The 26,141-nt window shown below is 63.7% G+C and carries 24 protein-coding genes and 1 pseudogene; 4 read left to right on the forward strand and 21 right to left on the reverse strand.

Going from position 1 to position 26,141, the window contains the following annotated elements; genetic code table 11:
• The first annotated feature begins 103 nt into the window (after nucleotides 1–103).
• Entirely contained in the window at nucleotides 104–883 is a 780-nt protein-coding gene (locus IV113_RS15410; RefSeq protein ID WP_291086714.1) for a methyl-accepting chemotaxis protein, read from the forward strand.
• Between the two features lie 21 nt (nucleotides 884–904).
• On the opposite strand, the gene IV113_RS15415 is transcribed toward IV113_RS15410, so the two are convergent.
• From IV113_RS15415 to IV113_RS15435, 5 genes are all read right to left on the reverse strand, one after another.
• A complete protein-coding gene (locus IV113_RS15415; protein WP_056278389.1) occupies nucleotides 905–2,101 on the reverse strand; it encodes a CoA transferase in 1,197 nt (398 codons plus the stop codon).
• Between the two features lie 2 nt (nucleotides 2,102–2,103).
• A complete protein-coding gene (locus IV113_RS15420) occupies nucleotides 2,104–3,132 on the reverse strand; it encodes a tripartite tricarboxylate transporter substrate binding protein (RefSeq protein WP_291086717.1) in 1,029 nt (342 codons plus the stop codon).
• 61 nt (nucleotides 3,133–3,193) lie between these two features.
• Nucleotides 3,194–4,342, reverse strand: coding sequence for an acyl-CoA dehydrogenase family protein (locus tag IV113_RS15425; protein WP_056278394.1), 1,149 nt, complete (start codon nucleotides 4,340–4,342; stop codon nucleotides 3,194–3,196).
• Between the two features lie 44 nt (nucleotides 4,343–4,386).
• Entirely contained in the window at nucleotides 4,387–5,319 is a 933-nt protein-coding gene (locus IV113_RS15430) for an FAD-binding protein (RefSeq protein WP_291086719.1), read from the reverse strand.
• A gap of 12 nt (nucleotides 5,320–5,331) precedes the next feature.
• Nucleotides 5,332–6,081 carry an electron transfer flavoprotein subunit beta/FixA family protein gene (locus IV113_RS15435; RefSeq protein ID WP_291086721.1) on the reverse strand — a complete coding sequence of 250 codons (750 nt, stop codon included), beginning with the start codon at nucleotides 6,079–6,081 and terminating at the stop codon, nucleotides 5,332–5,334.
• A 94-nt stretch (nucleotides 6,082–6,175) separates the two neighbouring features.
• Here IV113_RS15435 and IV113_RS15440 point away from each other — a divergent pair, with 94 nt between their 5' ends.
• Nucleotides 6,176–7,120 (forward strand): LysR family transcriptional regulator, encoded by a 945-nt coding sequence (locus IV113_RS15440; protein WP_291086723.1) that lies wholly within the window; start codon nucleotides 6,176–6,178, stop codon nucleotides 7,118–7,120.
• Nucleotides 7,121–7,124: 4 nt separating this feature from the next.
• On the opposite strand, the pseudogene IV113_RS15445 reads toward IV113_RS15440, so the two are convergent.
• From IV113_RS15445 to IV113_RS15520, 16 genes and pseudogenes are all read right to left on the reverse strand, one after another.
• A pseudogene (locus IV113_RS15445) lies at nucleotides 7,125–7,429 on the reverse strand (aminotransferase class III-fold pyridoxal phosphate-dependent enzyme); the annotation flags it as partial.
• 71 nt (nucleotides 7,430–7,500) lie between these two features.
• The gene (gene panD, locus IV113_RS15450; protein WP_056278406.1) at nucleotides 7,501–7,917 is read right to left on the reverse strand and encodes an aspartate 1-decarboxylase; all 417 of its coding nucleotides are present in this window, start codon (nucleotides 7,915–7,917) and stop codon (nucleotides 7,501–7,503) included.
• Between the two features lie 11 nt (nucleotides 7,918–7,928).
• On the reverse strand, nucleotides 7,929–8,954 hold the full coding sequence (gene bioB / locus IV113_RS15455) for a biotin synthase BioB (RefSeq protein ID WP_291086725.1): 1,026 nt from the start codon (nucleotides 8,952–8,954) through the stop codon (nucleotides 7,929–7,931).
• A gap of 85 nt (nucleotides 8,955–9,039) precedes the next feature.
• Nucleotides 9,040–9,828: a citryl-CoA lyase gene (locus IV113_RS15460; protein ID WP_056278412.1), complete on the reverse strand. Its 789-nt coding sequence runs from the start codon at nucleotides 9,826–9,828 to the stop codon at nucleotides 9,040–9,042.
• 36 nt (nucleotides 9,829–9,864) lie between these two features.
• Complete coding sequence (locus IV113_RS15465; RefSeq protein WP_236944073.1) at nucleotides 9,865–10,710, reverse strand: CoA ester lyase; 846 nt, start codon at nucleotides 10,708–10,710, stop codon at nucleotides 9,865–9,867.
• A complete protein-coding gene (locus tag IV113_RS15470; protein WP_056278598.1) occupies nucleotides 10,707–12,071 on the reverse strand; it encodes an MmgE/PrpD family protein in 1,365 nt (454 codons plus the stop codon). The genes IV113_RS15465 and IV113_RS15470 overlap by 4 nt, the downstream gene beginning before the upstream one ends.
• 16 nt (nucleotides 12,072–12,087) lie before the next feature.
• Nucleotides 12,088–13,266 (reverse strand): CaiB/BaiF CoA-transferase family protein, encoded by a 1,179-nt coding sequence (locus IV113_RS15475; RefSeq protein WP_069047327.1) that lies wholly within the window; start codon nucleotides 13,264–13,266, stop codon nucleotides 12,088–12,090.
• Between the two features lie 11 nt (nucleotides 13,267–13,277).
• Complete coding sequence (locus tag IV113_RS15480) at nucleotides 13,278–14,435, reverse strand: acyl-CoA dehydrogenase family protein (protein WP_056278421.1); 1,158 nt, start codon at nucleotides 14,433–14,435, stop codon at nucleotides 13,278–13,280.
• A gap of 51 nt (nucleotides 14,436–14,486) precedes the next feature.
• Nucleotides 14,487–15,269, reverse strand: coding sequence for an enoyl-CoA hydratase-related protein (locus IV113_RS15485; RefSeq protein ID WP_056278424.1), 783 nt, complete (start codon nucleotides 15,267–15,269; stop codon nucleotides 14,487–14,489).
• 31 nt (nucleotides 15,270–15,300) lie between these two features.
• Complete coding sequence (locus tag IV113_RS15490) at nucleotides 15,301–17,283, reverse strand: acetoacetate--CoA ligase (protein ID WP_056278426.1); 1,983 nt, start codon at nucleotides 17,281–17,283, stop codon at nucleotides 15,301–15,303.
• Complete coding sequence (locus tag IV113_RS15495) at nucleotides 17,280–18,503, reverse strand: CoA transferase (RefSeq protein ID WP_056278429.1); 1,224 nt, start codon at nucleotides 18,501–18,503, stop codon at nucleotides 17,280–17,282. The genes IV113_RS15490 and IV113_RS15495 overlap by 4 nt, the downstream gene beginning before the upstream one ends.
• 14 nt (nucleotides 18,504–18,517) lie before the next feature.
• On the reverse strand, nucleotides 18,518–19,306 hold the full coding sequence (locus IV113_RS15500) for an enoyl-CoA hydratase-related protein (protein WP_056278432.1): 789 nt from the start codon (nucleotides 19,304–19,306) through the stop codon (nucleotides 18,518–18,520).
• 208 nt (nucleotides 19,307–19,514) lie between these two features.
• Nucleotides 19,515–21,107 (reverse strand): AMP-binding protein, encoded by a 1,593-nt coding sequence (locus IV113_RS15505; protein ID WP_291086736.1) that lies wholly within the window; start codon nucleotides 21,105–21,107, stop codon nucleotides 19,515–19,517.
• Nucleotides 21,108–21,206: 99 nt separating this feature from the next.
• Nucleotides 21,207–22,145, reverse strand: a complete 939-nt coding sequence (locus tag IV113_RS15510) for an FAD-binding protein (RefSeq protein ID WP_069047330.1) — start codon at nucleotides 22,143–22,145, stop codon at nucleotides 21,207–21,209.
• Nucleotides 22,145–22,894, reverse strand: coding sequence for an electron transfer flavoprotein subunit beta/FixA family protein (locus IV113_RS15515; protein ID WP_291086739.1), 750 nt, complete (start codon nucleotides 22,892–22,894; stop codon nucleotides 22,145–22,147). The genes IV113_RS15510 and IV113_RS15515 overlap by 1 nt, the downstream gene beginning before the upstream one ends.
• Nucleotides 22,895–22,958: 64 nt before the next feature.
• Entirely contained in the window at nucleotides 22,959–23,564 is a 606-nt protein-coding gene (locus IV113_RS15520) for a TetR/AcrR family transcriptional regulator (RefSeq protein ID WP_291086741.1), read from the reverse strand.
• A 151-nt stretch (nucleotides 23,565–23,715) separates the two neighbouring features.
• Here IV113_RS15520 and IV113_RS15525 point away from each other — a divergent pair, with 151 nt between their 5' ends.
• A complete protein-coding gene (locus tag IV113_RS15525; RefSeq protein ID WP_291086743.1) occupies nucleotides 23,716–24,852 on the forward strand; it encodes an acyl-CoA dehydrogenase family protein in 1,137 nt (378 codons plus the stop codon).
• A 78-nt stretch (nucleotides 24,853–24,930) separates the two neighbouring features.
• Nucleotides 24,931–26,139, forward strand: a complete 1,209-nt coding sequence (locus tag IV113_RS15530; RefSeq protein WP_056278449.1) for an acetyl-CoA C-acetyltransferase — start codon at nucleotides 24,931–24,933, stop codon at nucleotides 26,137–26,139.
• Nucleotides 26,140–26,141: the final 2 nt, after the last annotated feature.

Below are 26,141 nucleotides of genomic sequence, written 5' to 3' on the forward strand. Positions count from 1 at the left end.
CGAAATTCATCGTCTCAGCTCACGCTGCAGCGGGTGTTTTGCAGACCTTCCTTAAGGCTTCAGTGCGCGTGTTCTTTTTATCCTTTTGAAGAGATTGTTACCCATGACCCGATTCACCCTGCGTCAGAAATTTCTATTCGGAATGGTGGCCGTACTCGCGGTGTCACTGCTGGTGTTGTTGGGCGGACGCTACCTTTCCAAGGCCGCGCGGTTCCACCACCTTGAGCGCGATCATTTGGCGGCCGTCATGCAGCTGACACTCGCGATGCAGCGAGCGGCCCCTGGTGACACGGTCCCGGCGGTCGGCAAGGACGTATTGCTCAAGGCGATCGAGCGTGGGCAGTGGGTTGCATCGCAGGTCGATGTCGAGTTGTTCAAGGTCGAGCAGGGGCTGTTCCGCTTGCTCGGCTTCAGCGACATCATTAACTTGCCGATCAAGGACATTCGCGATCTGGAGCGCATGCGCAAGATCATCGAGGCCGAACCTGGCAGGGCCTTGAGCCCGGCGCTGGTCGAACGACTGCGGCCCGACATGGCGGTCGTGCAGGATAACTCCGATCGTTTCGCTCCGTTGGTTGCCGAGGCGGTAGGCTTCATCCAAGTGCTTGTTTTCAGTATCAACCTGCTGGGAGGCCTGGTGCTGCTAGCCTCCTTTTGGGCCATCCGCAAGGCGGTCCTCGGGCCGCTGGAGGAGGCGCTGGGGCTGGCGGGGCGCATTGCCAAGGGTGACCTCACGGGGCAGATCGTGACGAGTTCGAACGACGAAGTCGGGCGCTTGATGGCCGCCCTTGCAGACATGCAGGGCAGTTTGTCCAGGATGGTTGCCCATGTGCGCCAGAACTCCGAGAGTCTGGACACAGTAAGACTAGATAATTCCTCATGAATTCGCTTGTGCGTAATTGGCTCATTGTTGAACCGCTGCCTCAGACAACAACGCTCGGATGTGTTCGTCGGAATAGCCAAATTCGCGCAACAGTTCCACCGTGTTCTCCCCCAATTTGGGTGCATGGTGCCTCTTTTCCGGCACTGAGTGCGACCACTCAGTAGGGATGCTTACATCTAGCATTTCCCCTTCGCTTGGATGAGTGACCTGCTGGATGTATCCGGTTTCCGCAAGATGAGGGTCGGCCAGGATGTCGTCAATGCTGTACATGCGTGCTGCGGGAATATCTGCGTGCTCCAGCAGCGCAAGCCACTCCCCAGTGCTTCGTGTTCGAAAGATTTCGCCGAGAAAGCCGTAGACGTGGTCAATGTGCTCGAGGCGCTTGCCCTGGCTGCTGAAGCGCACGTCCTGCGCAAATACCTCGGACTTGCCAATGGCATCGAAGAAGCTACGCCAATGCTTGTCGTTGTACACCAGGACGCAGATATGGCCATCGCTTGTCTCGTAGGGTCGGCGATCACGTGCGAGACTACGTTGATATCCGGAAGGTCCCGTCGACGGTCTATAGAGGTGCCCGGCAAGGTGCTCACCAAGCACTATGGAAAGCATGCCTTCAAACATGGGCACATCAATCCGCTGTCCAATGCCGGAACGCTCGCGATAGAACAGTGCAGCGGTGATGGCGTTGCACAGTTGCAGACCGACCACGCGGTCGACCAATACCATGGGGGCATACCGGGGCGTCTCTCCAGTGGCCTGCCCCGTAAGCCAAGGGATGCCGCACATGCCTTGGATGAGATCGTCGTAGGCGGGTTTTGCGGCGTAGGGGCCACGCTGACTGAATCCGTAGGCGCCAGCGTAGACGATCTTCGGAGACACCTTCTTCAGGTCTTCGTACCCGAGGCCCAGGCGAGCCATAGCCTGCGGCCGGATGTTGTAGAGCAGCACATCTGAGCTGGCTGCCATGTGCAGCAGCGCGTCGCGACCTGAAGGCTTCTTGAGGTCGAGAACGATGGAGCGCTTGTTGCGGTTGGTCGTCAGGTAGAAGTGGCCCATGCCAGGATTTCGCATAGGGCCGGCTTGACGCATCACGTCCCCGCCAGGCGGTTCGACCTTGATCACATCGGCACCCAAGTCAGCCAACTGCTGGCTGGCATATGGGCCCATGATCACACTCGTCAGATCGAGAACGCGAATGCCAGAAAGAGGTCCGCTCATTTTCAATCGACTTTCGCGCCGGAGAGTTTGACGACCTTTCCCCACTTGTCATACTCGATGTTCATGAAGGACTTGAACTCGGTGGGGGGCAAGGTCCATGCCTCGTAGGCCATGCCACGAATGGCCTGCTGAAGTTCTGGGGTCTGCATCGCTTTGAGAGCGGCCTGATACAGCCGGTCGACGACGGGTTGAGGGAGTTTGGCGGGGGCCACCAGACCGAACCACAGGTCGCTACCCGCTTCGTCGAAGCCTGGCACACCGGACTCGCGCATGGTGGGCACGTCGGGCAGATAACTGCTGCGCTTGACACTGGTCACGGCAAGCGGCCTGACATGGCCGGCACGGATTTGAGGCAGCGAGGTGATGGGGATATCGAACATGGCCGAGACGCTGCCGCCCATGACGTCCACCAGGGCGGGTGCACTGCCCTTATAAGGAATGTGCTCGAGCTTCGCGCCTGTCAACGCTTTGAGCAGCTCTCCGGAGAGGTGGTTGGTTGCGCCGTTGCCGCCCGATGCGTAGTTGGCCGAAACACCACTGCGCTTGGTCCATGCAATGAACTCGGCCAGCGTGTTGGCTGGCACCTTGGGGTTGATGACCAGCACGTTGGTGTACGAAACGATGGGAGTGATCGGAGTCAGATCGGTGCGCGGATCGTAGGGGTGGCGTGGGTAGAGGTGTGGATTGATCGCGGTCGTGCCGGTGTGAGCCATTCCGATGGTGTAGCCGTCGGGTGCTGCCTTGGCCACCCCGTCGATGCCGATGCTGCCTCCGGCCCCTGGGCGGTTGTCCACGATGATGGGCTGGCCGAGCACTTCCCCCATGCTCTTGGCGAGGGACCGTGCCAGTACGTCGGTCGGCCCGCCTGCAGAGAATGGCACGATCATACGGATGGGCTTTGATGGGTAGTCCTGCGCAAAGCTCGCAAGAGGGACGGCGAGAAACAGGCCAGAAAGGGTGAGGCCCAGCAAGGTTCGAATCGGGGTCATTGTCTTGTCTCCTAGGGTTATGGTCTTGTCGCGGCGAATCAAGGTTATGGGCTTCTTTCATGTGCTCATGAATTCGCCCTCCTGTTGGTGTTGCGTGTGATCCTCAGGCGTGCTCGCGGAGCAGTTCGCGCGCGATGATGAGCTGCATGATCTGGCTGCTTCCCTCGTAGATGCGAAGCAGGCGCGCGTCGCGGTAAAGGCGCTCGATGGCGTATTCCTTGATGTAGCCATTGCCTCCGTGCACCTGCAGCATGCGGTCGGCGATGCGGCCTGCCGCCTCGGTCGCGTAGTACTTGCAGCATGCGGCCTCCTTGGTGGTCTTCTTTCCAGCATCTTTCTCCCGCGAGGCCTTCTCGACCATGGCGCGCGCAGCGAACAGCTCGGTTTGACTCTCAGCCAGCATGGACTGGATCATCTGGAAATTGGCAATGGGCTGGCCGAACTGCTTGCGCTCCATCGCGTAGCGCGTTCCTTCGTCAAGAAGGCGCTCGCACAGTCCGGTGGCCACTGCGGCCATGTGCAGCCGTGCGTGGTCCAGCGACATCATCGCGTTGCGAAATCCCGTGCCTTCCGCGCCGAGCAAGGCGCTGGCGGGAACACGGCAGTTCTCGAAGATCACGTCGGACTCATGAGAGCCCGCGAACCCCATCTTCTTGTACGGCTTGGCCACAGTGATGCCGGGTGTGTCACGATCGACCAGAAAAGCGGAGATACCCTTCGAACCGACCTCCTTCGGAGCCGTGCGCGCGAAGACGGTGAACACGCCGGCATGGATGGCGTTGGTGATGAAGCGCTTGGTGCCGTTGATGACGTAGTGATTGCCATCGCGCACAGCTTTGGTGATCAGAGCAGCGGAATCGGAGCCGGAGTCGGGTTCGGTGAGACAGAAGGACGCCATCATCTCGCCGGTCGCGAGTTTGGGCAGGTACTTTCGCTTCTGCTCTTCGGTACCATCGTTGACGATGCCCAACGTGCCCACGCCATTGGTGGTGCCGAAGTAGGAGCGGAAGGCGGGCTGCGCGTAGGCGATTTCGAAAACGAGGCTTGCCTCCTCGAACATGCTGAGGCCGAGGCCCCCGTATTCCTCGGGGATGGTCATGCCGAAGAGGCCGAGTTCCCGCAGGCCCTTCACCACGTGGGGGGGAATCTCCTGCGTCTCCTCCACCACCGTCTCGGCGGGTAGAAGCACCTCGCGCGTGAAGCGGCGGGCGGCATCGATGAGAAGCTCGAGTGTCTGTTCGCGTTCTGTCATGGGTATTTCCGTGGAGTCGTTCGTAAAGAGAGAGGATGTAAATTTCAGACCACTTTGATCAACTCGGGCACGGCCACGAACAGATCGGCCTCCAGGCCGTAGTCGGCCACCGAGAAGATCGGGGCCTCGGGGTCCTTGTTGATCGCCACGATGACCTTGGAGTCCTTCATGCCGGCCAGGTGCTGAATGGCACCCGAGATGCCCGCGGCGATGTAGAGCTGCGGGGCCACGATCTTGCCGGTCTGGCCCACCTGCCAGTCGTTCGGTGCGTAGCCCGCGTCCACCGCGGCGCGGCTGGCACCCAGTGCTGCGCCCAGCTTGTCGGCCAGCGGCGTCATCACCTCGTTGAACTTCTCCGCGCTGCCGAGTGCCCGGCCACCGGAGACGATGATCTTGGCCGCCGTGAGCTCGGGGCGGTCGCTCTTGGCGATCTCGCTGCCCATGAACTTGGACTTGCCGTCGTCGGCGGCTGCTGCTGCCGTTTCCACCGTGGCGCTGCCACCGGTGGCCGCTGCGGGGTCGAATCCCGTGGTGCGCACGGTGATCACGTGCGTGGCGTCCAGGCCCTGCACCGTGGCAATGGCGTTGCCGGCGTAGATCGGGCGCTCGAAGGTGTCGGCTGCGATGACCTTGGTGATGTCGGAGAGCTGGGCCACATCGAGTGCGGCGGCCACGCGCGGCGCCACGTTCTTGCCGCTGGCGGTGGCGGGGAACAGGATGTGGCTGTAGTTGGCCGCGATGGTCAGCACTTGGGCTGCCACGTTCTCGGCCAGGCCGTGTTCGAAACCCGGGGCGTCGGCGTGGATCACCTTGCTCACGCCGGCAATCTGTGCGGCGGCAGCGGCAGCAGCCCCGGCGTTGTGCCCGGCGATGAGCACATGCACCTCACCACCACATTGGGCAGCGGCGGCAACCGTGTTGAGCGTGGCGCCCTTGATGGAGGCGTTGTTGTGTTCTGCAATAACGAGTGCGGTCATGACATGAATTCCTTAAATGACTTTGGCTTCGTTCTTCAGCTTGTCCACCAGGGCGGCCACATCGGCCACCTTGATGCCGGCACCGCGCTTGGGCGGCTCGCTGACCTTGAGCGTCTTGATGCGCGGGCTCACGTCCACACCGAGGTCTTCGGGCTTGAGGATGTCCAGCGTCTTCTTCTTGGCCTTCATGATGTTGGGCAGCGTCACGTAACGCGGCTCGTTCAAACGAAGGTCGGTGGTGATGACGGCGGGCAGCGTGATGGAGAGCGTCTCCAGACCGCCGTCGACTTCGCGCGTGACGGTGGCTCTACCGTCAGCGACTTCCACCTTGCTGGCGAAGGTGGCTTGTGGCAGGCCGGCCAAGGCGGCGAGCATCTGGCCGGTCTGGTTGCAGTCGTCGTCGATCGCCTGCTTGCCCAGGATGATGAGACCGGGTTGTTCCTTGTCCACCAGGGCCTTCAAGAGCTTGGCCACGGCCAGGGGCTGCAGCTCCACGGTGGTCTCCACCAGGATGGCGCGGTCCGCACCAATGGCCATGGCGGTGCGCAGGGTTTCCTGGCACTGGGTGACACCGCAGGAGACGGCGATCACTTCGGTGACCACGCCCTTCTCCCTCAGGCGCACGGCTTCTTCCACCGCGATCTCGTCAAACGGGTTCATGCTCATCTTGACGTTGGCGATGTCCACGCCACTGCCGTCGCTCTTCACGCGCACCTTGACGTTGTAATCCACCACGCGTTTGACGGGGACGATGACCTTCATGTTGGGTTGTCTCCTGTTGATATGGACTTCACTGTACGAATCGATAGATTCCACGTCCAATACCAAATGAGACGTCAGTGATATCCTTTTGATAATGAACTTCCGGCAGATCACCCAGTTCCTGGCCGTGGTGGAAACGCAGAGCTTTCGCAAGGCGGCGGAACGGCTGCACATTGCGCAACCGCCCCTGTCCACGGGCATCCGGCGCTTGGAAGCAGACCTCGGCGCACCACTTTTCGAGCGCAGCAAGCGCGGCGTGCGTCTTACCGACGCAGGTCGTGTCATTCTGGTGGACGCGCAGCAGATTGCCTTCCATGCTGAGCAGTTACGCAGCGCTGTCGTCGCTCTGCGTAACGGCGTTGGCGGGCGATTGCGCATTGGCTTTGTAGGCTCCGCCACCTATGCGATGCTGCCACGCGTACTGCCGCTTTTTCGCGAGCGCTACCCGAATGTGGTGCTCGACTTGCGCGAAGGCACGACCACACAGATACTTCGCGACCTGGAGGCTGGTGCGCTGGACCTAGGGCTCGTTCGATACCCCGTGGCAGAAGCCACACCGATCGAAATCAGACCGGTGGAATGGGACAGGCTGGTGGTCGCCTTGCCGATGCACCATCCGCTGACCCGGCGCAAACGCGTGGCGCTATCGGACTTGGCCAATGAAGCTTTCATCATGTACTCAGCGTCGAGCGCGGTAAACCTTAGAGCACAGGTGATGCTGGTCTGCCAGACCGCTGGCTTTACTCCCCGGGTCACGCAGGAAGCCGTGCAGGTTCAGACGTTGGTCAGTCTTGTGGAAAGCGGCATCGGGGTGGCATTGGTCCCTGCAGCATGCAGCACAGGTTCCACCAGGCGAGTGGAGTTTCGCGATGTGTCGTCAGAAGCATCGCTCGCGGTAGCGCTCGGCGTGGCAATGCAGCCGAGCGCCGACGGTAGCGCTGCACAGCGTTTCCGGCAGATGTTGGAAGAGAACCCTCCTCAAAACGGTGACACTGTTCTTTTGCGTCGCCGAAAGCCAGTTCCGCGCGGATCACTTTGACGCTCTCGGTGGCGCTGGCGCCGTCGCTCCCGTTGAAGGCGTGGCCCAGGCCAGTGAGCGCAGCCAGGCGCTCGGACAGTTCAACCGCCGGCCCGTGGGTGAAACCAGCCAGCATCACGTGGTCGAGCGTGTGCAACTGATCGATCAGCGCGGTGCGGATGGCGGGGTGGTTGTGCCCGAACAGGTTGACCCACCAGGAGCTGATCGCATTCAGATGGCACCAGCCTCCGTGGTCGCGCAGCCACACTCCTGGGCCCGCGCCACGGGAATCAGCGGCAGCGCAGCACCCTCGGACGCGTGCAGCTTCATCTGGGTGCAGGGGTGCCAAACCCCAGCCGGGCTGCGCTAGCGCCAGGCGTCGTTGGCCGACACAGGTAGCATCAAAGCTCGGCGCCTAGGGGCAGGATGACCGGATCGCCGGACTGCGGACCGGCGGGCTCGCTGCGGGTCTCGACGATGCGGTTGGCGGCGTCGGGGAACACCAGCTTCGGCACGGCCTCGTCGAGCTTGTCTTCATGGACCATGCCGAAGGCCGCGATGATCACCAGGTCGCCCACACTGGCGCGCCGGGCGGCCGAGCCGTTGAGCGAAATGATGCCGCTGCCGCGCGGCGACTTGATGGCGTAGGTGATGAAACGTTCGCCGTTGTTGACGTTCCAGATGTGCACCTGTTCGTTGGGGCGGATGTTGCTCGCCTCCAGCAGGTCTTCGTCGATGCCGCAGGACCCTTCGTAGTGCAGCTCGCAGTGGGTGACGGTGGCGCGGTGGATTTTGGATTTCAGCAGGGTGCGAAACATGGTCGTGGTCCTCAGGCGCCCATAGTGTGGCGCGCATGCAGGCCCAGGCGCTGCATCAGCGCCCGGTCGCGTTCGATGTCGGGGTTGCCGGTGGTCAGCAGCTTCTCGCCATAAAAGATGGAGTTGGCGCCGGCCGCAAAACACAGGGCCTGCACCGCATCGCTCATCTGCTGGCGCCCGGCCGACAGGCGCACCCGGGCCCGCGGCATGGTGATGCGGGCGACCGCGATCATGCGCACGAACTCCAGCGGGTCCAGTTCGGCCTGATCGGCCAGCGGCGTGCCTTCGACCTTGACCAGGTTGTTGATCGGCACCGATTCGGGGTAATCGGGCGCCAGGTTGGCCAGCTGGGCGATCAGCGCCGCACGCTGCACCCGCGTCTCGCCCATGCCCACGATCCCGCCACTGCAGACCCGGACGCCCGCCCCGCGCACGCGTTGCAGGGTGTCGAGCCGGTCCTGGTAATCGCGCGTGGTGATGATGTCGCCGTAAAAGTCGGGGGCGCTGTCCAGGTTGTGGTTGTAGTAGTCGAGCCCGGCGTCGCGCAGGGTTTCGGCGTGGCCCTCGTTGAGCATGCCCAGGGTGGCGCAGGCCTCCAGGCCCACGTCCTTGACCGCGCGCACCAGCTCGGCCACGGCTTGCACGTCGCGGTCCTTGGGCGCGCGCCAGGCCGCGCCCATGCAGAAGCGTGTGGCGCCGGCCGCCTTGGCGCGCACGGCCGCGTCGCGCACCTCTTCCACCGCCATGAGCTTGCTGGCCGCTACGCCGGTGTCGTAGTGCACCGACTGCGGGCAGTAGCCACAGTCTTCCGGGCAGCCACCGGTCTTGATCGACAGCAGCGTGGCAAGCTCGACCTCGGTCGGGTCGAAGTGCTCGCGGTGAACGGTCTGCGCGCGAAACAGAAGCTCGGTAAACGGCTGATCGAACAGCGCCACTACGGCTTCGGTCGACCAGGCTCCCACGCTCGATGCCTCGGCAGTCTGCGAAGGTGATTGCACCCAGTGAATGGGTTCTTCTCTCAGGATCGTGTCATTCATCGCGCAATACTCCAGTGGTGTCCAGCAAAATTCAATCGATAGATCGACGCGGGCGCATCGTGCCTGCAAGGCCAGCCACAGCGCTTCAGGCGCCTTGCGGCCTGATGTGCTGGGTGGCCTCGTCTTCGACCCGCTGCCAGATCTCGACCGCCATCGGGTTCTTGCTCTCTTCCAGGATGTGCCCCACCAGCCCGATGGCACGCGCCAGGACGCCGATGCCGCGCACGATTTTCCATGGCAGCCCGAGTTCGCAGCTGATGGCGCCGATGGCGCCGGTCGCGTTGACGGGAAGCGACTTGCCAGCGGCGCGTTCGGCCTCGTCGCAGATCAGTTGTTCCAGGCGGATGTAGTCGCCGGAAAAGCCGTTGTCTTTGGCGATCTGGAACAGGCGCGGGGCACGCGGATCGACCGGCTTGTGCAGCGGATGGCCGAGCCCCGGAATGATCTGGCCACGCTCTCGGTAGGCCGCCACGGTTTCGCGCGCAATGCGCTCCAGATCGGCGTCGCGTGTGCCCGGCGGCAGCGCCTCGTACAGCATTTTGGCGGTGCCTTCGGTGCTGCCGACGAACACGCTGCCCAGGCCGCACAATCCGGCCGCCACCGCCGCCTGCAGCGATTCGGGCGCACCGGCGTAAGTCAGTCGCGCGACCAGCGCACTCGGCGTGATGCCGTGTTCGACCAGCGTCACCGCGATCGCGTTGAATACGTTGGACTCCTGCGGCGTCGGCATGCGCCCGACGATCTGCAGGAAGGCCATATCACCCAGGTTGAGATGGCCAAGAATTTCGTCGGGCAGGCTTTTGCCGTGCACCTCGATGCGGTCGGGGGTACTCCACGCAATGTCGGAGCGGATGGGTTTGTTCTTGCGGGTCATGAGAAATTCCAGTCGGTTTGGGGTGGGCTTAAAAAATCAGGCGCTCAGACCCGCGTCGCGCAGCACGGCTTGTGCACGCTGGTACACCGGCAGATCGACCATCTGGCTGTCAACCGCCACAGCGGAACCACCCGCCGTTTCAAATGCTTTGCAGACGCGGCGCGCCCAGTCAAGCCGTTCGGGGGTCGGCGTGAACACCGCCTGGACGATGGCAAGCTGCTTCGGGTGGATGCACAGCTTGGCACCAAAGCCGAGTCGACGTGAGCGTTCAGTGTCCGCCTGCAAGCGTTGCAGGTCCTCGATCGCGGTGCTGACACCATCAACTGGCGCGGCCAGCCCGGCCAGCCGCGAGGCCAGCACCACTTGTGAGCGGAAAGCCAGCAGCTCTGACTCCGCGCCATCGGGCGCACAGTCAATGCCCAGATCGAGCGCCAGATCGACGCTGCCAAAAGCCAGGCGGATCACGCCCGGCACGCTCGCAATGCTGTGGATTTCCCTAAGTCCGCGCGCCGACTCGATGATCGGCAACACGTCCTTATAGGTGATCTCGACCACGGTGCACACGGCATCGATACCCTCGGCCTTGGGCAGCATCACCGCCGCCACACCAGGATGGCGACACAGTTCGAGATCGTCTTCAAACCAGGGCGTGCCAGCGGCATTGATGCGCACAACCAGCGGTGCCGACGCATCAAGCGCCGCCGCCAACGCGTCGCGTGCGCTCGCCTTCGCCTCGGGGGCAACCGCGTCTTCCAGATCAACAATCACCGCGTCGGCGCCGCTGGCGCGCGCCTTGGCAAAACGCTCAGGCCTGTCTGCGGGCACAAAAAGATAGGCACGCGGCAGGACATGGAGGCCGGGGGTGCTGGTCGCCATGCTCATGCCGCCAACCAGCGCTCGATGTGCGGCGCCTCGGCGACCGCCCAGACGCGCGCGATCAGTGCCTCCACCTCTGCAGGCGTGGCCCCCTTGCCGTAGGCCGCCAGGCGCTGCGCCTTGTCTTCCAGCTCGGCACGTGTCAGGGTGTTGCCAGGGTCGCCTTTGGGCTCATCGACCCGCGCGCCAAAGGTGTGGCCATCGCGCGTGCTCACCGTTACCTTGCCGATCCAGCGCTGCGGGTAGGCCTTATCGACCTCGGCGTCGAGCTGCATCGTCACGCGGTCGCGCAAGGCGGCCACGCGCGGCGCGAGGTAATGCGCTTCAAATTCATTCAGCCCGGCAAAGCCGTATTCGGCGGCCAGCGCCAGCACCGTGCCCATTGAGAATTTGGCCTGGTGCACGGTGGCGGGCACGGTGACGCGGCCCAGCACGTCGATGGCGCCCTGGTGCACATGGGTGGTCACCGCGGCAATATCGTCGGCCTTGAGCCCATGCGTCTGCATCAGCGCCAGCAGCGCGTCGGCGCTGGGGTGGGTGTGGCGGCACGAGGCGTGGTATTTGAACGAGGTTTCCGCCGTGGCCCAGCGCTGGCCCAGGCGGTCGGTCAGGCGCGCCGGATCGGCGTCGTTCGACATGCCCGCAGCCATGCCTTGCGCGCCTTCCAGAATCTGGCGCGCGCCGGTCAGCCCCTCGCGCGCCAAGTAGGCGCAAGCCAAGCCGCTGGACGCCGCATGCGCGGTGTGCAGTTGCTTGGAGTCGGCGGCGTCGCGCAAAAACTCCCACAGCCCGGCGGCTTGTGTGCCGGCGCTGCCGAAGGCATGCAGCATGGTGGTCGCATCGAGCTTGAGCAGCCGTCCGGCCGCCGCAGCGGCGGCCAGCGTGCCGGCGGTGGCCGTGGTGTGAAAGATGCGGTAGTGCGAGCGGCCCAGGAACTCGCCCACCCGAATGCCGACTTCATAGCCCGCCACTACGGCGGCCAGGAACTCGCGGCCGCTGGCACCGATGTCCTGCGCGATGGCCAGCGCCGCCGGGAACACGACGGCTGCGGGATGAAACACCGAGCCGTTGTGGACGTCATCCTGCTCGGCGAAATGCGAGGCGGCCGCGTTGACCATCGCAGCGAAATGGGGCGAGGTGGTGCGGCGCGAGATCAGCACCTCGGCGCGGCCGGAGGCCGGCCCCATGGTGCGGGCATAGGCTTCGATGGCCTCGACCGGCCGGGCGCCCTTGCCCGCCAACGCGGAGGCGTACCAGTCGAGGAACAGGTCTTCGGTTCGGCGCAGCACCGGCGCCGGAATGGTGTCGAATGACAGATCGGCGGCAAAGGCAGCCAGCGTCGCGCTCGGGTTTGTATCTGGGGTCATGGCATCGATCTCGCAGTCAGATGGCTTGGTCTGCACGCAGCCGGGCGATGTCAGTCTCGCCGTAGCCGAGCTCGGTCAGGATGGCTTCGGTGTGCTGACCCAGCGCAGGCACCGGCCCCATGGGCGGCGGCGGCTCGCTGCCCTGGACGTGGTGCGGCGGGTACAGCGCCGGCAGCGTGCCGCCTGGCGAACCGATCTCGGTCCAGCGCCCACGCGCCGCGAGTTGCGGGTGCTTCCACAGGTCGGCCATCTCGTTGAGCTGGCCGTTGGCGATTTGCGCCGCATCCAGCCGCGCCACCAGTTGCGCCGCGGTCAGGGTGGCGCAGACACCTTCGATGATGCCGCGCAGTTTCTCGCGCTGGGCCAGCCGGTTGGCGTTGCCCAGGTACTGTGCGGTCAGCTCGGGCAATTGCAACACCTGGTTGCAGAAGGTGGCCCATTCGCGGTCGTGCTGCACCGCCAGCACCACCTGCTTGCCGTCGCCGCAGGTAAAAGGGCCGTAGGGGTAAATGGCGGCGTGCGAGGCGCCGGCACGCAGCGGCGGCGGCTGGCCATCCAGCGTGTAGTAGAGCGGGAAGCCCATCCATTCGGACATGGCTTCGAGCATGGAGATTTCGAGCCGCTGGCCACGCCCCGTGCGCCCGCGCTCCAGCAAAGCGGCCAGCACGCTGCTGTAGGCGTACATGCCAGCGGCGATGTCGGCAATCGACAGCCCGGCCTTGGATGGCGTCTCCGGCGTGCCGGTCACCGACACAAAACCGGCTTCGCTCTGGATCAGCAGGTCATAGGCTTTTTTCGCGGTGTAGGGGCCGCCGTCGCCGTAGCCCGAGATGTCGCACACCACGATGCGCGGGTTGACCGGCGCCAGGCTGGCATGGTCCAGTCCCATGCGCGCGGCAGCACCGGGCGCCAGATTCTGCACCAGCACGTCGGCGCGCTCCACCAGCTTTTGCAGTACGGCGCGTGCGGCCGGGTGTTTGAGGTCGAGCGTCAGGCTTTCCTTGGAGCGGTTGCACCAGACGAAGTGGGAAGCCGAGCCGTGGGCCCGGCTGTCGTAGGCGCGGGCGAAGTCGCCCTCGCCCGGACGCTCGACCTTGATGACGCGCGCGCCGAGATCGGCCAACTGGCGGGTGCAGAACGGCGCGGCAATCGCGTGCTCCAGCGTGACAATCAGCATTCCTTCCAATGGACGCATGGCAATTTCTTTCAGAATGAGCGCGGCAACTCGAGCACATGCTCGGCCACGTAACTCAGAATCAGGTTGGTGGAGATCGGCGCCACCTGGTACAGCCGGGTTTCGCGGAACTTGCGCTCGATGTCGTATTCGCAGGCAAAGCCAAAGCCGCCATGGGTCTGAATGGCGGTGTTGGCCGCCTCCCAGGAGGCTTTGGCGGCCAGGTACTTGGCCATATTGGCCTCTGCGCCACACGGTTGGTGGGCGTCAAACAGCTCGCAGGCACGCCAGCGCATCAGGTCAGCGGCTTCGGTCTCGATGTGGGCCTCGGCCAAGGGAAACTGCACGCCCTGGTTCTGCCCAATCGGGCGGTCAAACACGCGGCGCTCGCGGGCATAGCGGGCGCTGCGCTCGACGAACCAGCGGGCGTCGCCAATGCACTCGGCGGCAATCAGCGTGCGCTCGGCGTTCAGGCCGTCCAGGATGTACTTGAAACCTTTGCCCTCCTCGCCGATCAGGTTCTCGGCCGGGATTTCGAGGTTGTCGAAGAACAGCTCATTGGTCTCGTGGTTGACCATGTTGCGGATCGGGTTCACCGTCATGCCCTGGCCAATGGCCTGGTGCAGGTCAACGATAAAGATCGACATGCCCTCTGACTTGCGCTTCACATCCTTGAGCGGGGTGGTGCGTGCCAGCAAAATCATCAGATCGGAGTGCTGAATCCGCGAGATCCAGACCTTCTGGCCATTGACCACATAGCGGTCGCCCTGCTTGACTGCGGTGGTCTTGATCTTGGTGGTGTCGGTGCCTGTGGTTGGCTCGGTCACGCCCATGGACTGCAGGCGCAGATCGCCGCTGGCGATTTTTGGCAGGTAGCGGCGCTTTTGCTCGTCCGAGCCATGGCGCAGCAAGGTGCCCATGTTGTACATCTGGCCGTGACAGGCGCCGGCATTGCCGCCGCAGCGGTTGACCTCTTCCATCACCACCGAGGCTTCGGCCAGACCCAAGCCAGCTCCGCCGTACTCCTGCGGAATCATCACCGCCAGCCAGCCGGCCCTGGTCAGCGCGTCCACACACGCCTCGGGGTAAGCACGGGCATCGTCAATCTTGCGAAAGTACTCGTCAGGGAAGCGTTTGAAAAGATCGCGCAGCGCGGCACGCAACTCGGGGTAACGTTCTTGGTTCATCATTTTCAGTCTCTAAAAGTTCCCCGCCGAGCCGCGCAGGACAAAGGTTACCGGTTAGCGGAATTTGCTGAAGTCGGGCTTGCGTTTCTCAAGAAAGGCGCTGGCCCCTTCCTGCTGCTCGCCGGTACTGAAATAGTTAGGTGCCACTTCCTGGATCAGGTCGTTCATGTCCTTGCCCATGATCGGGGCCATGTGGTGGTAGAACGAACGCTTGACAATCTTCAGGCAGGTCGGCGACAGCGACAGCAATTCGTCGCAGTACTTCTGCACCTCTTCGTCGAGTTGGGCCATGGGCACCACCGAGTTGGCCAGACCCCAGTCGAACGCCTGCTTCGCGCTGTAGCGGCGGCACAGCATCCACAGTTCGCGCGCCCGCTTGTGGCCAAGCACATTGGCCGCGTGCGAGACGATGTAGCCACCGGCCGGTGAGCCGACGCGTGGCCCGTTCTGACCAAAGATCGCATGCTCGGCGGCAATCGTGAAGTCACAAAAGTAGGCAATGTGGTGACCGGCACCAATGGCATAGCCGTTGACGCGCGCGATCACCGGCTTGGGACATTCGGCGATCTGGCGGTTGAAGTTGAATTCCAGGTCCTGCAGGCCGCTCTTGCCACCTTCGCCCTTTTCCCAGTTGACATCACCGCCGACACAAAAGGCGCGCTCGCCAGCACCGGTCAGCACGATCACGCCGACCTTCGGATCGTCGCCGGCCTGGGCCAGCAGTCGCTCCATGTCCTTGATGGTGTCACCAGTGAAAGCGTTGAGCGTCTTGGGCCGATTGATGGTGATGGTGGCAACGTAATTTTTGACGTCGTAAATGACTTCCTGATCGCTCATGGTGTTTCTTCGTGATATTGGTTGGGGGAAACTATCGGGTCTGCGTGGCACGCACGCGCGCAAACTCAAGAAACCAGTCAAGGCTGGCGGGGTTGGCCAGCGCATCGCGGTTGACCACTTTGTCGATGGGCTGGCCGAGCAGCAGCTTCTTGATCGGCAGTTCGAGCTTCTTGCCGGTGAGCGTGCGCGGCACCTCGGCCACGGGAAACACCTCGTCCGGCACATGGCGCGGCGACGCGGCCGCGCGGATGGCGCTCTTGATGCGCCCGATCAGCGGCGCGTCCAGCGCCACGCCCTGGCGCAGCACGACGAACATCGGCATATAGCTTTCGCGCCCCAGAAACTCAAGATCGACCACCAAACTGTCGAGCACTTCGGGCAGCGCCTCGACCACGCTGTAGATGTCGCTCGTGCCCATGCGCACGCCGTGGCGGTTGATGGTGGTGTCGCTGCGGCCGTAGATGATTGCGCCGCCGCGCGGTGTGATGCGAAGCCAGTCGCCATGCCGCCAGACGCCGGGGTACATGTCGAAATAACTGTCCAGATAGCGCCGGTTGCCGGGGTCGTTCCAGAAGTAGAGGGGCATGGACGGCATGGGCGCGGTGCAGACCAACTCACCCACCTCGTCCACGACCGGCTGGCCCTGCTCGTTGAAGGCCTCGACGCGCGCCCCGAGGCAGCGCCCCTGCATTTCTCCCACGACAACGGGCAGGGTCGGCACGCCGCCGACGAAGGCCCCTGCGAAGTCGGTGCCGCCGGAGATCGGGTTGATCCAGACATCGCGCCCGACATGCTTGGCAATCCACTGGTAGCTTTCCAGGGACAGTGGCGAGCCGGTCGAACCCACGGTGCGCAGCGGCCCCAGCGCGCCCACCTCGCGCGGCTCTACGCCTGTTTTCTGGCAGGCCGCATAAAACGCCGCACCGGCACCCAGAAACGTCACGCCGACTTCCCCCGCGAAGCGCCACAGCGTGGTGTAGTCGGGCCAGGCCGGGGCGCCGTCGTACAGGCAGACCGTCGCCCCCACCAGCAAGCCACCCACCTGGCAGTTCCACATGATCCAGCCCGTGGTGGAAAACCAGTGGAAGCGGTCTTCGGGACCGAGGTCGTTGTGCAGGCGCATCAGCTTGACCTGCTCCAGCACGATGCCGCCATGGCCGTGCACGATGGGTTTGGGCAAGCCGGTGGTGCCCGATGAATACACCACCCACAGCGGGTGGTCGAAAGGCATTGACTCAATGCGCAGTTCAGCTGGGCCGCTGACCACCTCGCTCCAGAGCACGCCACCGCGCAGCGCGCCCACGCTGGCGCTGCGCTCCAGGTAGGGCAGGAGCACGCAGCGCTCGACGCTGGGCAGCCCGTCGAGCAGCATGGCCACGGTGTCGCGCCGGTCGAAGCGCTTGCCACCCCAGCGGTAGCCATCGACCGCGATCAACACCTTCGGATCGATTTGCCGGAAACGGTCCAGCACCGTGGGCGCCCCCATGTCGGGCGAGCACACCGACCAGATCGCCCCCACGGAAACCGTGGCCAGAAAAGCCACGATGGATTGCGGAATATTGGGCAGGTAGGCCACCACGCGGTCGCCCGGCCCCACGCCCGCTGCGCGCAGCCACTGCGCCAGCGCCGCCACTTGGTCCTGCAGCGTGCGCCAAGACATGTCCGCCCGCTCGCCCGCTTCATTGCGAAAAACGATGGCCGGTCTGGCATCCGTAGCGTGCCGGAACACCTGCCGCGCATAGTTGGTGCGCGCGCCCACAAACCATTGCGCGCCCGGCATCTGCCGATCGCTCAGAACCGGGCCATTCCAGTCGTCGAGCGGAAGCTCAAAATAGCCGACGATGGCGCCCCAGAAACCCTCCAAGTCATCCACGGACCATTGCCACAAGGCCTCGTAGCCGGCAAAGCGCACGCCTTTTTCGCGTTCCAGCCATTGTTGGAAACAGGTCAACTCGGCACCCGCGATGCGATCCGCGCTGGGGATCCACAGAATGTCGGGCGAAGTTTTGCTCATGGTTTCCCTACTGCTGCGGTTGCCATGGCAGTTTCGTGCAGGCGCACGACCCCGTCGCGCACCAGTTGGGCAATCTCCGGCCCACCATAGCCCAGTTCGCCCAACACCGGCCCGGTATGCTGCCCCAGCGCGGGAGGTGCCAGCATGTCACCGATCTTGCGCATGCCCGCGGCAAGCTGCGCCGGAAAAGGGATTAGCGGCAGCCCCGGCATCTCAGGATGCTCCACGAAACGGGCGACCAGCACCGGGTCGGCCATGGCCTCGGACACCGTGTTCACCGGACCACAGGGAATATCGGCGGCCTCGAAGGCTGCCACCCAGGTAGCCGCCGAACGGGTGATGAAAATCGCCTCCAGTTCAGCCAGCAGCGCCGGCCGGTTGGCAATGCGCACCGCATTGCGCTGGTAACGCGGATCGTTGAGCCACTCCAGCCGCTCGATGACGGCGCAAAACCGCTTGAACGCACCTTCATTCACCACCGACACGCTGAACCAGGCACCGTCGGAGCCTCGAAAGTGACGGCTCGGCACAGCAATCGGCAGGTTCACCGCACGAACCGGCTCGCGCTGCTCAACCGCATATTCACCCACCTTGCTGGCAAGAAAATTGAACATGGTGTCCACCAGGGACAACTCCACGCGCTGCCCCTGGCCGGTCTGCTGCCAATGCATCACCGCGGCCAGCACGCCCAACGCGCCGCACATGCCGGACGCCACATCGATGATCGGCAAGCCGATACGAACCGGTGGATTGCCCTCTTCCCCGCTGGCGTAGAAGGCCCCCGTCATGCCCTGCACCACGCTGTCGACCGAGGGCCTGAGCCGGTAGTCGCCCTGCTCACCGAAGGCGCTGACCATGTAGTACACCAGCGTCGGGTTGATGCGCCGCACCGCGTCGTAGGTCAGCGCATGTGTCTCGGCAAAGTCGGGGCGAAAGTTGTGCACCAGAACCTGGGCTTTTGAAATCAGCCGCTCCAGCACCGAGCGCCCGGCAGGGGTGCGTATGTCCAGCGCGATCGACTCCTTGCCCCGGTTGCAGGTCATGAAAGCGACGCTGGAGTCGCCATAAAACGGCGGGCCAAAATGCCGCCCCTCCTCGCCGGTGATCGCCTCGACCTTGATGACGCGCGCGCCCAGATCGGCCAGCACCATGGCCGCGTAAGGCCCGGCAATCAAGCGGGACAGATCGATGACGGTGATGCCACTCAGAATGCCTTGCACGGCGCCGCCCTTTTTTACTTGCTGGCGCGCGAGCGGGTGCGGAAAGCCGCAATGCCGGCGCGATGCTCAGGCGTGTCTTCGAGCACCGCCATGTGCGAGGACACCATGTCCAAGTGCGTGGCGAGCGCCATGGTCTGGCTTTGGTAGACGGCGCGGCGAAAAAAGCGTACCGCCTGCTGCGGCTTGGCGGCAATGGTGCGCGCCATATCGTAGGTGGCGGTCATCAGTTCGGCATCGGGCACCACGCGATTGACCATGCCAATGCGTTCGGCCTCTTCCGCCCCCACCACGCGACCGGTCCAGAACAACTCAAGCGCGCGCGCGGTGCCAATCAGGCGCGGCAAGTACCAGGCACCGGCATCACCAGCCATCAGTCCGATGTTGATATAACTCTCGGCAAGCGTGGCTGAGCTGGCCATCAAACGGATATCGCACATCAAAGCCATGTCGCAGCCAGCGCCTCGCGCAGCGCCGTTGACAGCGGCAATGACCGGTTTTTCCATCCGCTCCAGCGTGAGCGCAATGCGATGCACGTGGCGGTACAGAAAATCCTTGCGTCCCATGCTGTCCATTTCGCTGAATTTGGCCATCTCCTCGAAATCGCCGCCGGCACAAAAAGCACGACCGGCACCGGTGACGACGATGACCTTGACTCGCTCATCAGCTTCGGCCTGCTCAAGTGCTGCGCGCCAAGCATCCACCATCTCAAGATCGAAGGCATTGAGCTGATCGGGCCGGTTGAGGGTCAGGGTCGCAATGCCGTCGGCATCAACCGCAAGCAAGATGGCAGGAACGACGGACATGGAAAACCTTTCTGACGGTGGGATGAACAAGGATCAAGGATCAAGGGCGACTGTCCGCGCCTGCCGGAAACCGGCTGGTTTCGATAAAGGTCATGCGAACATATTGACAGAACGGTGGTTAGTTAGGACCTCAAGCCGAAGCACGCCTTGCAAGCAGCCTGGTCACAGGCGCGGGCGTGTGTTGCACACCCCATGACCTTCCCGACACCTATCGTTCAATGTCCTCGTACAGGGCGCGATAGCTGTCACGCAGCGGATGCTTTTGAATCTTGCCGGTGGAGGTCATCGGCAAGGCATCGACGATGCGGATCGCCTTGGGCACCTCAAAGCCACCGAGATGCTCCTTGCAGTGGTTGATCAACTCGGCCTCGTCGGCCTGCGCCCCTGGCTTGAGCACCACGAAGGCGGTGACCGCCTCGACCCAGCGCGGGTGCGGCAAACCTACCGCCGCCACATTGGCCACCGCCGGGTGGCGCAGCAACGTGGCCTCGACCTTGATGGACGGCACGTTTTCGCCGCCGGTCTTGATCATGTCCTTCTTGCGGTCCCTGAACATCATCTGGCCATCGACCCACATGCCGAGGTCACCGGTGTGGTGCCAGCCGAAAGCGCGTGCCTCGGCGGTGGCTTCGGGATTTTTGTAGTAGCCCTCCATCACGTTCGGACCGCGGTGCACGATCTCGCCGACCTCGCCGGGGCCGAGCAGCTGGCCCGCGTCGTCCATCACCGCCGTGTCGTTGATCAATGCACTGACGCCCCAGTAGGAACCAAAGCGTTTAAGCTGCTCTTCGGGCCGGAAGGCCATGGTGAGCGGGTACATCTCGGTCTGGCCGGTGGCCAATGAGTAATTCGGGCAGAACTCGGCGATCAGGCGGCGCAGCAGGGTCTCGGCCATGGGCGCCATGGCGTACACGCACATGCGCAGGCTCGACAGGTCGCGCCCCGGGCGCGAGGGATGATCGAGCATGGCCTGGTGCATCAGCGGCAAGCCCACCAGCAAGGTCACCCGTTCACGCTCGATGGCGTCGAGCATGGCGGCGGGTTCGAAAGCGCGCATCACAATCACCGTGCCGCCGCCCGCCAGCACGCCGCACATCAGCGTGTGCTGGGCGCAATGAAAGAGGGGCAGCACGGCAATGTTCACGGCATCGCGCCACACCCCCAACTCAAGCGCGTTGTTCATCGCTGCCATCACCACCGACAAATGGCTTTGCATCACCCCTTTAGGGCGGCCGGTGGTTCCGCTGGTGTACATGATCTGGGCTACGTCGCGGTCATGAATTTCGACCTCGGACTCAGTGGCAGACTGCGCAGCAATCGCTGCAGCGAAGCTGCAGAAAGCCCCAGCCCCCTCGCCTTCCAGCACCCATCCGCGACCGGGCTGCGCCTCGATGGCTGCACGCAACTCCGGGCGCACCAGCAGAGCGGCATCCACCAGCAGGAAGCGCGCCTCAGAGTGGTCGATGATGTAGCGAACGTCATCCAGCCCCAGGCCGGTGTTGATCGGCACCCAGATTAGGCCGGCGCGATGGATGCCGAACATGGCCACCAGGAACTCAAGCGAGTTATTGCATAGCGTGGTCACGCGGTCACCTCGCACCAAGCCAGCGGCCAGCAAGGCATTGGCGCAGCGGGTCACGCGCTCATCGAGCTCACCGTAGCTCATGCTCTGATCGCCGAGCACGAACGCCGTCTTGGCGCGGTCTCGCGCTGCCGAGCGGCGCAGGAAGTCGCCGATGGCCACGCGGGCAATTGCGCCAGGGGATGGCACATCAGCGATGACGGAGGTTGATGGGCTCATGATCGATGTCTCCTACTTTTTGAATTGTTTGGCCGGTGCCGCCGACCATACTGCCAGGAACAGGCCTGGCCTCTGCTTTACCTCGGCATCCGCTGCAACCTATAACGCAGTCACCAATTCGGGCACCGCTGTGAACAGATCCGCCACCAGCCCATAGTCGGCCACCTGGAAGATCGGCGCTTCGGCGTCCTTGTTGATCGCAACGATCACCTTGCTGTCCTTCATGCCGGCCAGGTGCTGGATGGCGCCCGAGATGCCAACCGCCACGTACAACTGGGGTGCCACGATCTTGCCGGTCTGGCCGACCTGGTAGTCGTTGGGCGCGTAGCCGGCGTCGACGGCGGCGCGCGAGGCGCCGATCGCCGCGCCAAGCTTGTCGGCCAGCGGCTCCAGCACGGCGTGAAACTTGTCGGCCGCGCCCAGTCCGCGTCCGCCCGATACGATGACCGATGCAGCGGCGAGTTCCGGGCGCTCCAGCTTCACCACCTCACGCCCGACCAGGGTGGTCAAGCCGAGATCGCCAGCCGCGTCCAGCGTCTCGACCGCTGCCGTGCCGCCCGCACCGACCGGGTCGAAGGCGGTGGTGCGAATGCTCAGCACCTTGATGGCATCCTTCGATTGCACGCGGGCCAGCGCGTTGCCGGCATAGAACGGGCGCAGGAAGGTGTCGGGCGACTCGATCGCGATCACGTCCGACACCTGGGAGGCGTCCAGCAAGGCCGCCACGCGCGGCAGCACGTTCTTGCCAAAGGCGGTGGCTGGCGCCAGCACATGGGTGTAGCCGACATCGGCGCGCACGCGTGAGCGCACCAGCTCGGCCAGGTTCTCGGCCAGGTGGGCCTCTAGGTGCGCCGCGTCAACGTGCAGCACCTTGCTCACGCCCGCAACCGCCGCCGCAGTCTGGGCCACGGCAGCGCAGTTGCGGCCCGCCACCAGCACATGAATGTCGCCGCCGATGCGCGTGGCGGCGGCAATCGTGTTCAGCGTGGCCGCTTTGAGTACGGCGTTGTCGTGTTCCGCAATGATCAGGGTTGTCATCAGATCACCTTCGCTTCTTCTTTGAGTCGTTTGACGAGTTCGGCCGGGTCGGCCACCTTGATGCCGGCCTTGCGGGTCGGCGGCTCGCTGACGTTCAGGGTCACGGTGCGTGGCGCAATGTCGATGCCGAGCTCGGCCGCCTTGATCACCTCCATCGGCTTTTTCTTGGCCTTCATGATGTTGGGCAGCGTGATGAAGCGCGGCTCGTTCAGGCGCAGGTCGGTCGTGATCACGGCCGGCAGCTTCATGGCCAGGGTTTCCAGGCCACCGTCGATCTCGCGAGTGATGGTGGCCGTGTCGCCGCTGATCTGCACCTTGGAGGCGAAGCTGGCCTGGGCCCAGCCCATCAGCGCGCCAAACATCTGGCCAGTCTGGCCAGCGTCGTCATCAATCGCCTGCTTGCCGAAGATGGCGAACTGCACACCTTCTTTTTGGGCCACATGCTGCATCAGCTTAGCCACCGCGAGCGGTTCGAGCGCGGCGTCAGTTTCAACCAGCACGGCGCGATCAGCGCCGATGGCCATGGCGCTGCGCAGCGTTTCCTGGCAAGCCGCCGGGCCACAGGAAACAACGATCACTTCAGAAGCGACACCGGCCTCCCTGAGGCGCACCGCCTCTTCGCATGCGATCTCGTCGAAAGGGTTCATGGACAACTTCTGGTTCGCGAGATCGACTCCCGAACCGTCGGACTTGACGCGGGCCTTGACGTTGTAGTCCAGCACCCGCTTGACGGCGACCAATATCTTCACTTTATCTCCATGTGACTAAAATAAACAATTGAAAACGGTAAGATGGAAGCCGAATCCGGCCCGTTCAATCACTGCTCACTCCCGATGCGGCCACACGAGGAAACAGCATCGCGTACATGCGCTGCGCCAACGCATCGATGTCCAGACGCCCGCCAGGCCGGTACCACTGCGCCGTCCAGTTGAGGGCACCGAGAACTGTCTGGCGCACCAACACGACATCTGTATCGACCAGGCCCAGCGCCGCAGCCTCGCTGATCGGCGTCATCCACAAGGTCTCGTAGGCGTCGCGCGATGCCATCACCCGGGTCTGGGCGGCCGGCGAAAGGCTGCGCCACTCATAGAGCAGCACGGTCATGGCGTCGAGCCTCGTACCCAGCAAAGCCTTCAGGTGGCTGCGCACCATCGACAGCAGCCGCTCGGGCAAGCGAACTTCGCCAGCCAGCCCGTCGCGCACCGACCGCATGATGTCGCGAACACCCTCCTCCATGATCGCCACCAGCAGATCCTCCTTGGTCGCGAAATGGTAGAAGAGCGAGCCTGAAGTCATGCCCATGGCTTGGGCAATCTCGCGCACCGAAGTGCGCTCAAAACCCTGGCGCCGGAACCGGCTCGCCGCGGCCGCCAGGATCGCATCTCTGCGCGAGAGTGGGTTGTCTTGCTCCTTTGCCATGCCGTATACTATATCATCTAACAAGCGTTTGGTCGATTGGTTTTTCTATCGTGCGTTGGGTGCTTCCGGCGCTTTCCCACGTGGACGAGCAACTCTTCGCGACCGTCGGCCATGCCAGTGCCAATGCCAATCGAACTTCATGGACAGACCCATGCTCAACCGCACCCTCTTCGGTGAAGAACACGAACTCTTCCGGGACCAGGCACGTCGCTTTCTGGAAGAAGAAGTCATACCTCATCACGCCGGCTGGGAAAACGATGGCATCGTGCCGCGCGCCGTCTGGCGCAAGGCCGGCGCCGCCGGCCTGCTGTGCCCCGCCATACCCGAGCAATACGGCGGCGGTGGCGGTACGCGCCTGCACAGTGCTGTGCTCATTGAAGAAGTCTCGCGCGCCGGCACCAGCGGCATTGGCTTCGGCCTGCACTCCGACATCGTGGCACCCTACATCCTGGCCTACGGCACCGAGGCGCAAAAGCGCAACTGGCTGCCGAAGATGGCCACCGGCGAAGTGATTGGCGCCATCGCCATGACTGAGCCGGGCGCGGGCAGCGACCTGCAAAGCGTGCGCACCAGTGCGGTCCGTGACGGCGACGAACTTGTGATCAATGGTCAAAAGACCTTTATCACCAACGGCCAGAACGCCGACGTGGTGATCGTTGTCGCCAAGACCGCCCCGACGCAAGGCGCCAAGGGAACCTCGCTGGTGCTGGTCGAGACCAATCGCCCCGGCTTCACGCGCGGGCGCAATCTCGAAAAAATCGGCATGAAGGCGCAGGACACCTCGGAACTCTTCTTCGAAGACGTGCGCGTGCCGGCCAGCAACATCCTCGGCGGCGATGGCAAGGGCTTTTTCCTGCTGATGCAGGAACTGGCCTGGGAGCGCATGCAGATCGCCATCGGCGCGGTGGCGGGCGCCGAGGCCGCGCTCGAATGGACCCTGGCCTACACCAAGGATCGCAAGGCCTTCGGCCAGCGCGTGATCGATTTCCAGCACAACCGCTTCAAGCTCGCCGAAATGAAAACCGAGGTGCAGATCGCACAGGTCTTTGTCGACCGTCTGCTCGGCCTGCTGATGGACGGTCAACTTGATGCCGCCACCGCCGCGATGGCCAAGTACTGGACCACCGACCTGCACTGCAAGGTGATCGACCAATGCCTGCAGATGTTCGGCGGCTTCGGCTACATGTGGGAGTACCCGATTGCCCGCGCCTATGCGGATGCGCGCGTCGCGCGCATCTACGGTGGCGCCAACGAAATCATGAAGGAAATCATCAGCCGCACGCTGTAGCAACTGCTGCCAGCCGCCTGCCGCTCTTCCGCCCTCTTGCCTATCGCATCCCCAGATTCAGAAAGAAGGAAACCCAACATGACCGAAGCATTCATTTTCGACGCCGTGCGCACGCCGCGCGGCAAGGGCCGCAGCTCGGGTGCGCTGCACGGCACCACGCCCATCAGTTTGGCCATTACCGCGCTGCAGGCACTACGCGACCGCAACACCCTGGACACCGCCTTCGTGGACGACATCATCCTCGGCTGCGTCGAACCCGCCGGTGAGCAAGGCGCCAACATCGCGCGCGTTGCGGCCATTGCCGCCGGGTACCACGAAAGCGCTGCCGGCGTGCAGGTCAATCGCTTTTGCGCCTCGGGCCTGGAGGCCTGCAACATGGCCGCCGCCAAGGTGATGTCGGGTCAGTCGCCACTGGTCATCGGCGGCGGCGTGGAGAGCATGAGCCGTGTGCCCATGGGCACCAGCGGCGGTGCCTGGGCGATTGACCCAGCGGTGGCGATTCCGACCTATTTCGTGCCGCAGGGCATTTCGGCCGATCTGATTGCCACGCTTTACGGCCACAGCCGCAGCGACGTCGACAGCTACGCGGTCGAAAGCCAGCGCCGCGCCGCACTCGCCTGGGCCGAGAGCCGCTTCGCCAATTCGATCGTTCCCGTGAAGGATGTGAACGGTTGCATCGTGCTTGAGCGCGACGAACACATGCGCGCCGAAACCACGCTGGAGTCGCTGGCCAAGCTGGAGCCTGCTTTCAAGGTGCAGGGCGAGAAATACGGCTTCGACGCGGTGGCCATTCAGCGTTATCCCGAGATCGAGCGCATGGTGCACGTGCACCATGCCGGCAACTCATCGGGCATTGTTGACGGCGCGGCTGCGGTGCTGGTCGGCAACGCCGAAGTCGGCAAACGGCTGGGCCTGAAAGCCCGTGCCCGCATCCGCTCGTTCGCCTCCATCGGCAGCGAGCCCACCATCATGCTGACCGGCCCCTCCTATTCGGCGGAAAAGGCGCTCAAGCTCGCTGGCATGAAGGCCAGCGACATCGACCTCTATGAACTGAACGAAGCCTTCGCCTCAGTCGTGCTGCGTTTCATGGAAGTGATGAAAGTCACGCACGACAAGATGAACGTCAACGGCGGGGCGATTGCGATGGGGCACCCCCTGGGCGCGACTGGCGCGATGATTCTGGGCACCCTGCTCGACGAACTCGAGCGGCGCAACCTGTCGACCGGCCTGGTCACGCTGTGCGTGGGCGCCGGCATGGGCACAGCCACCATCATCGAGCGCGTCTGAAG

The sequence above is a fragment of the Hydrogenophaga sp. genome, from assembly GCF_018780385.1.
Taxonomy (GTDB): Bacteria; Pseudomonadota; Gammaproteobacteria; order Burkholderiales; family Burkholderiaceae_C; genus Hydrogenophaga.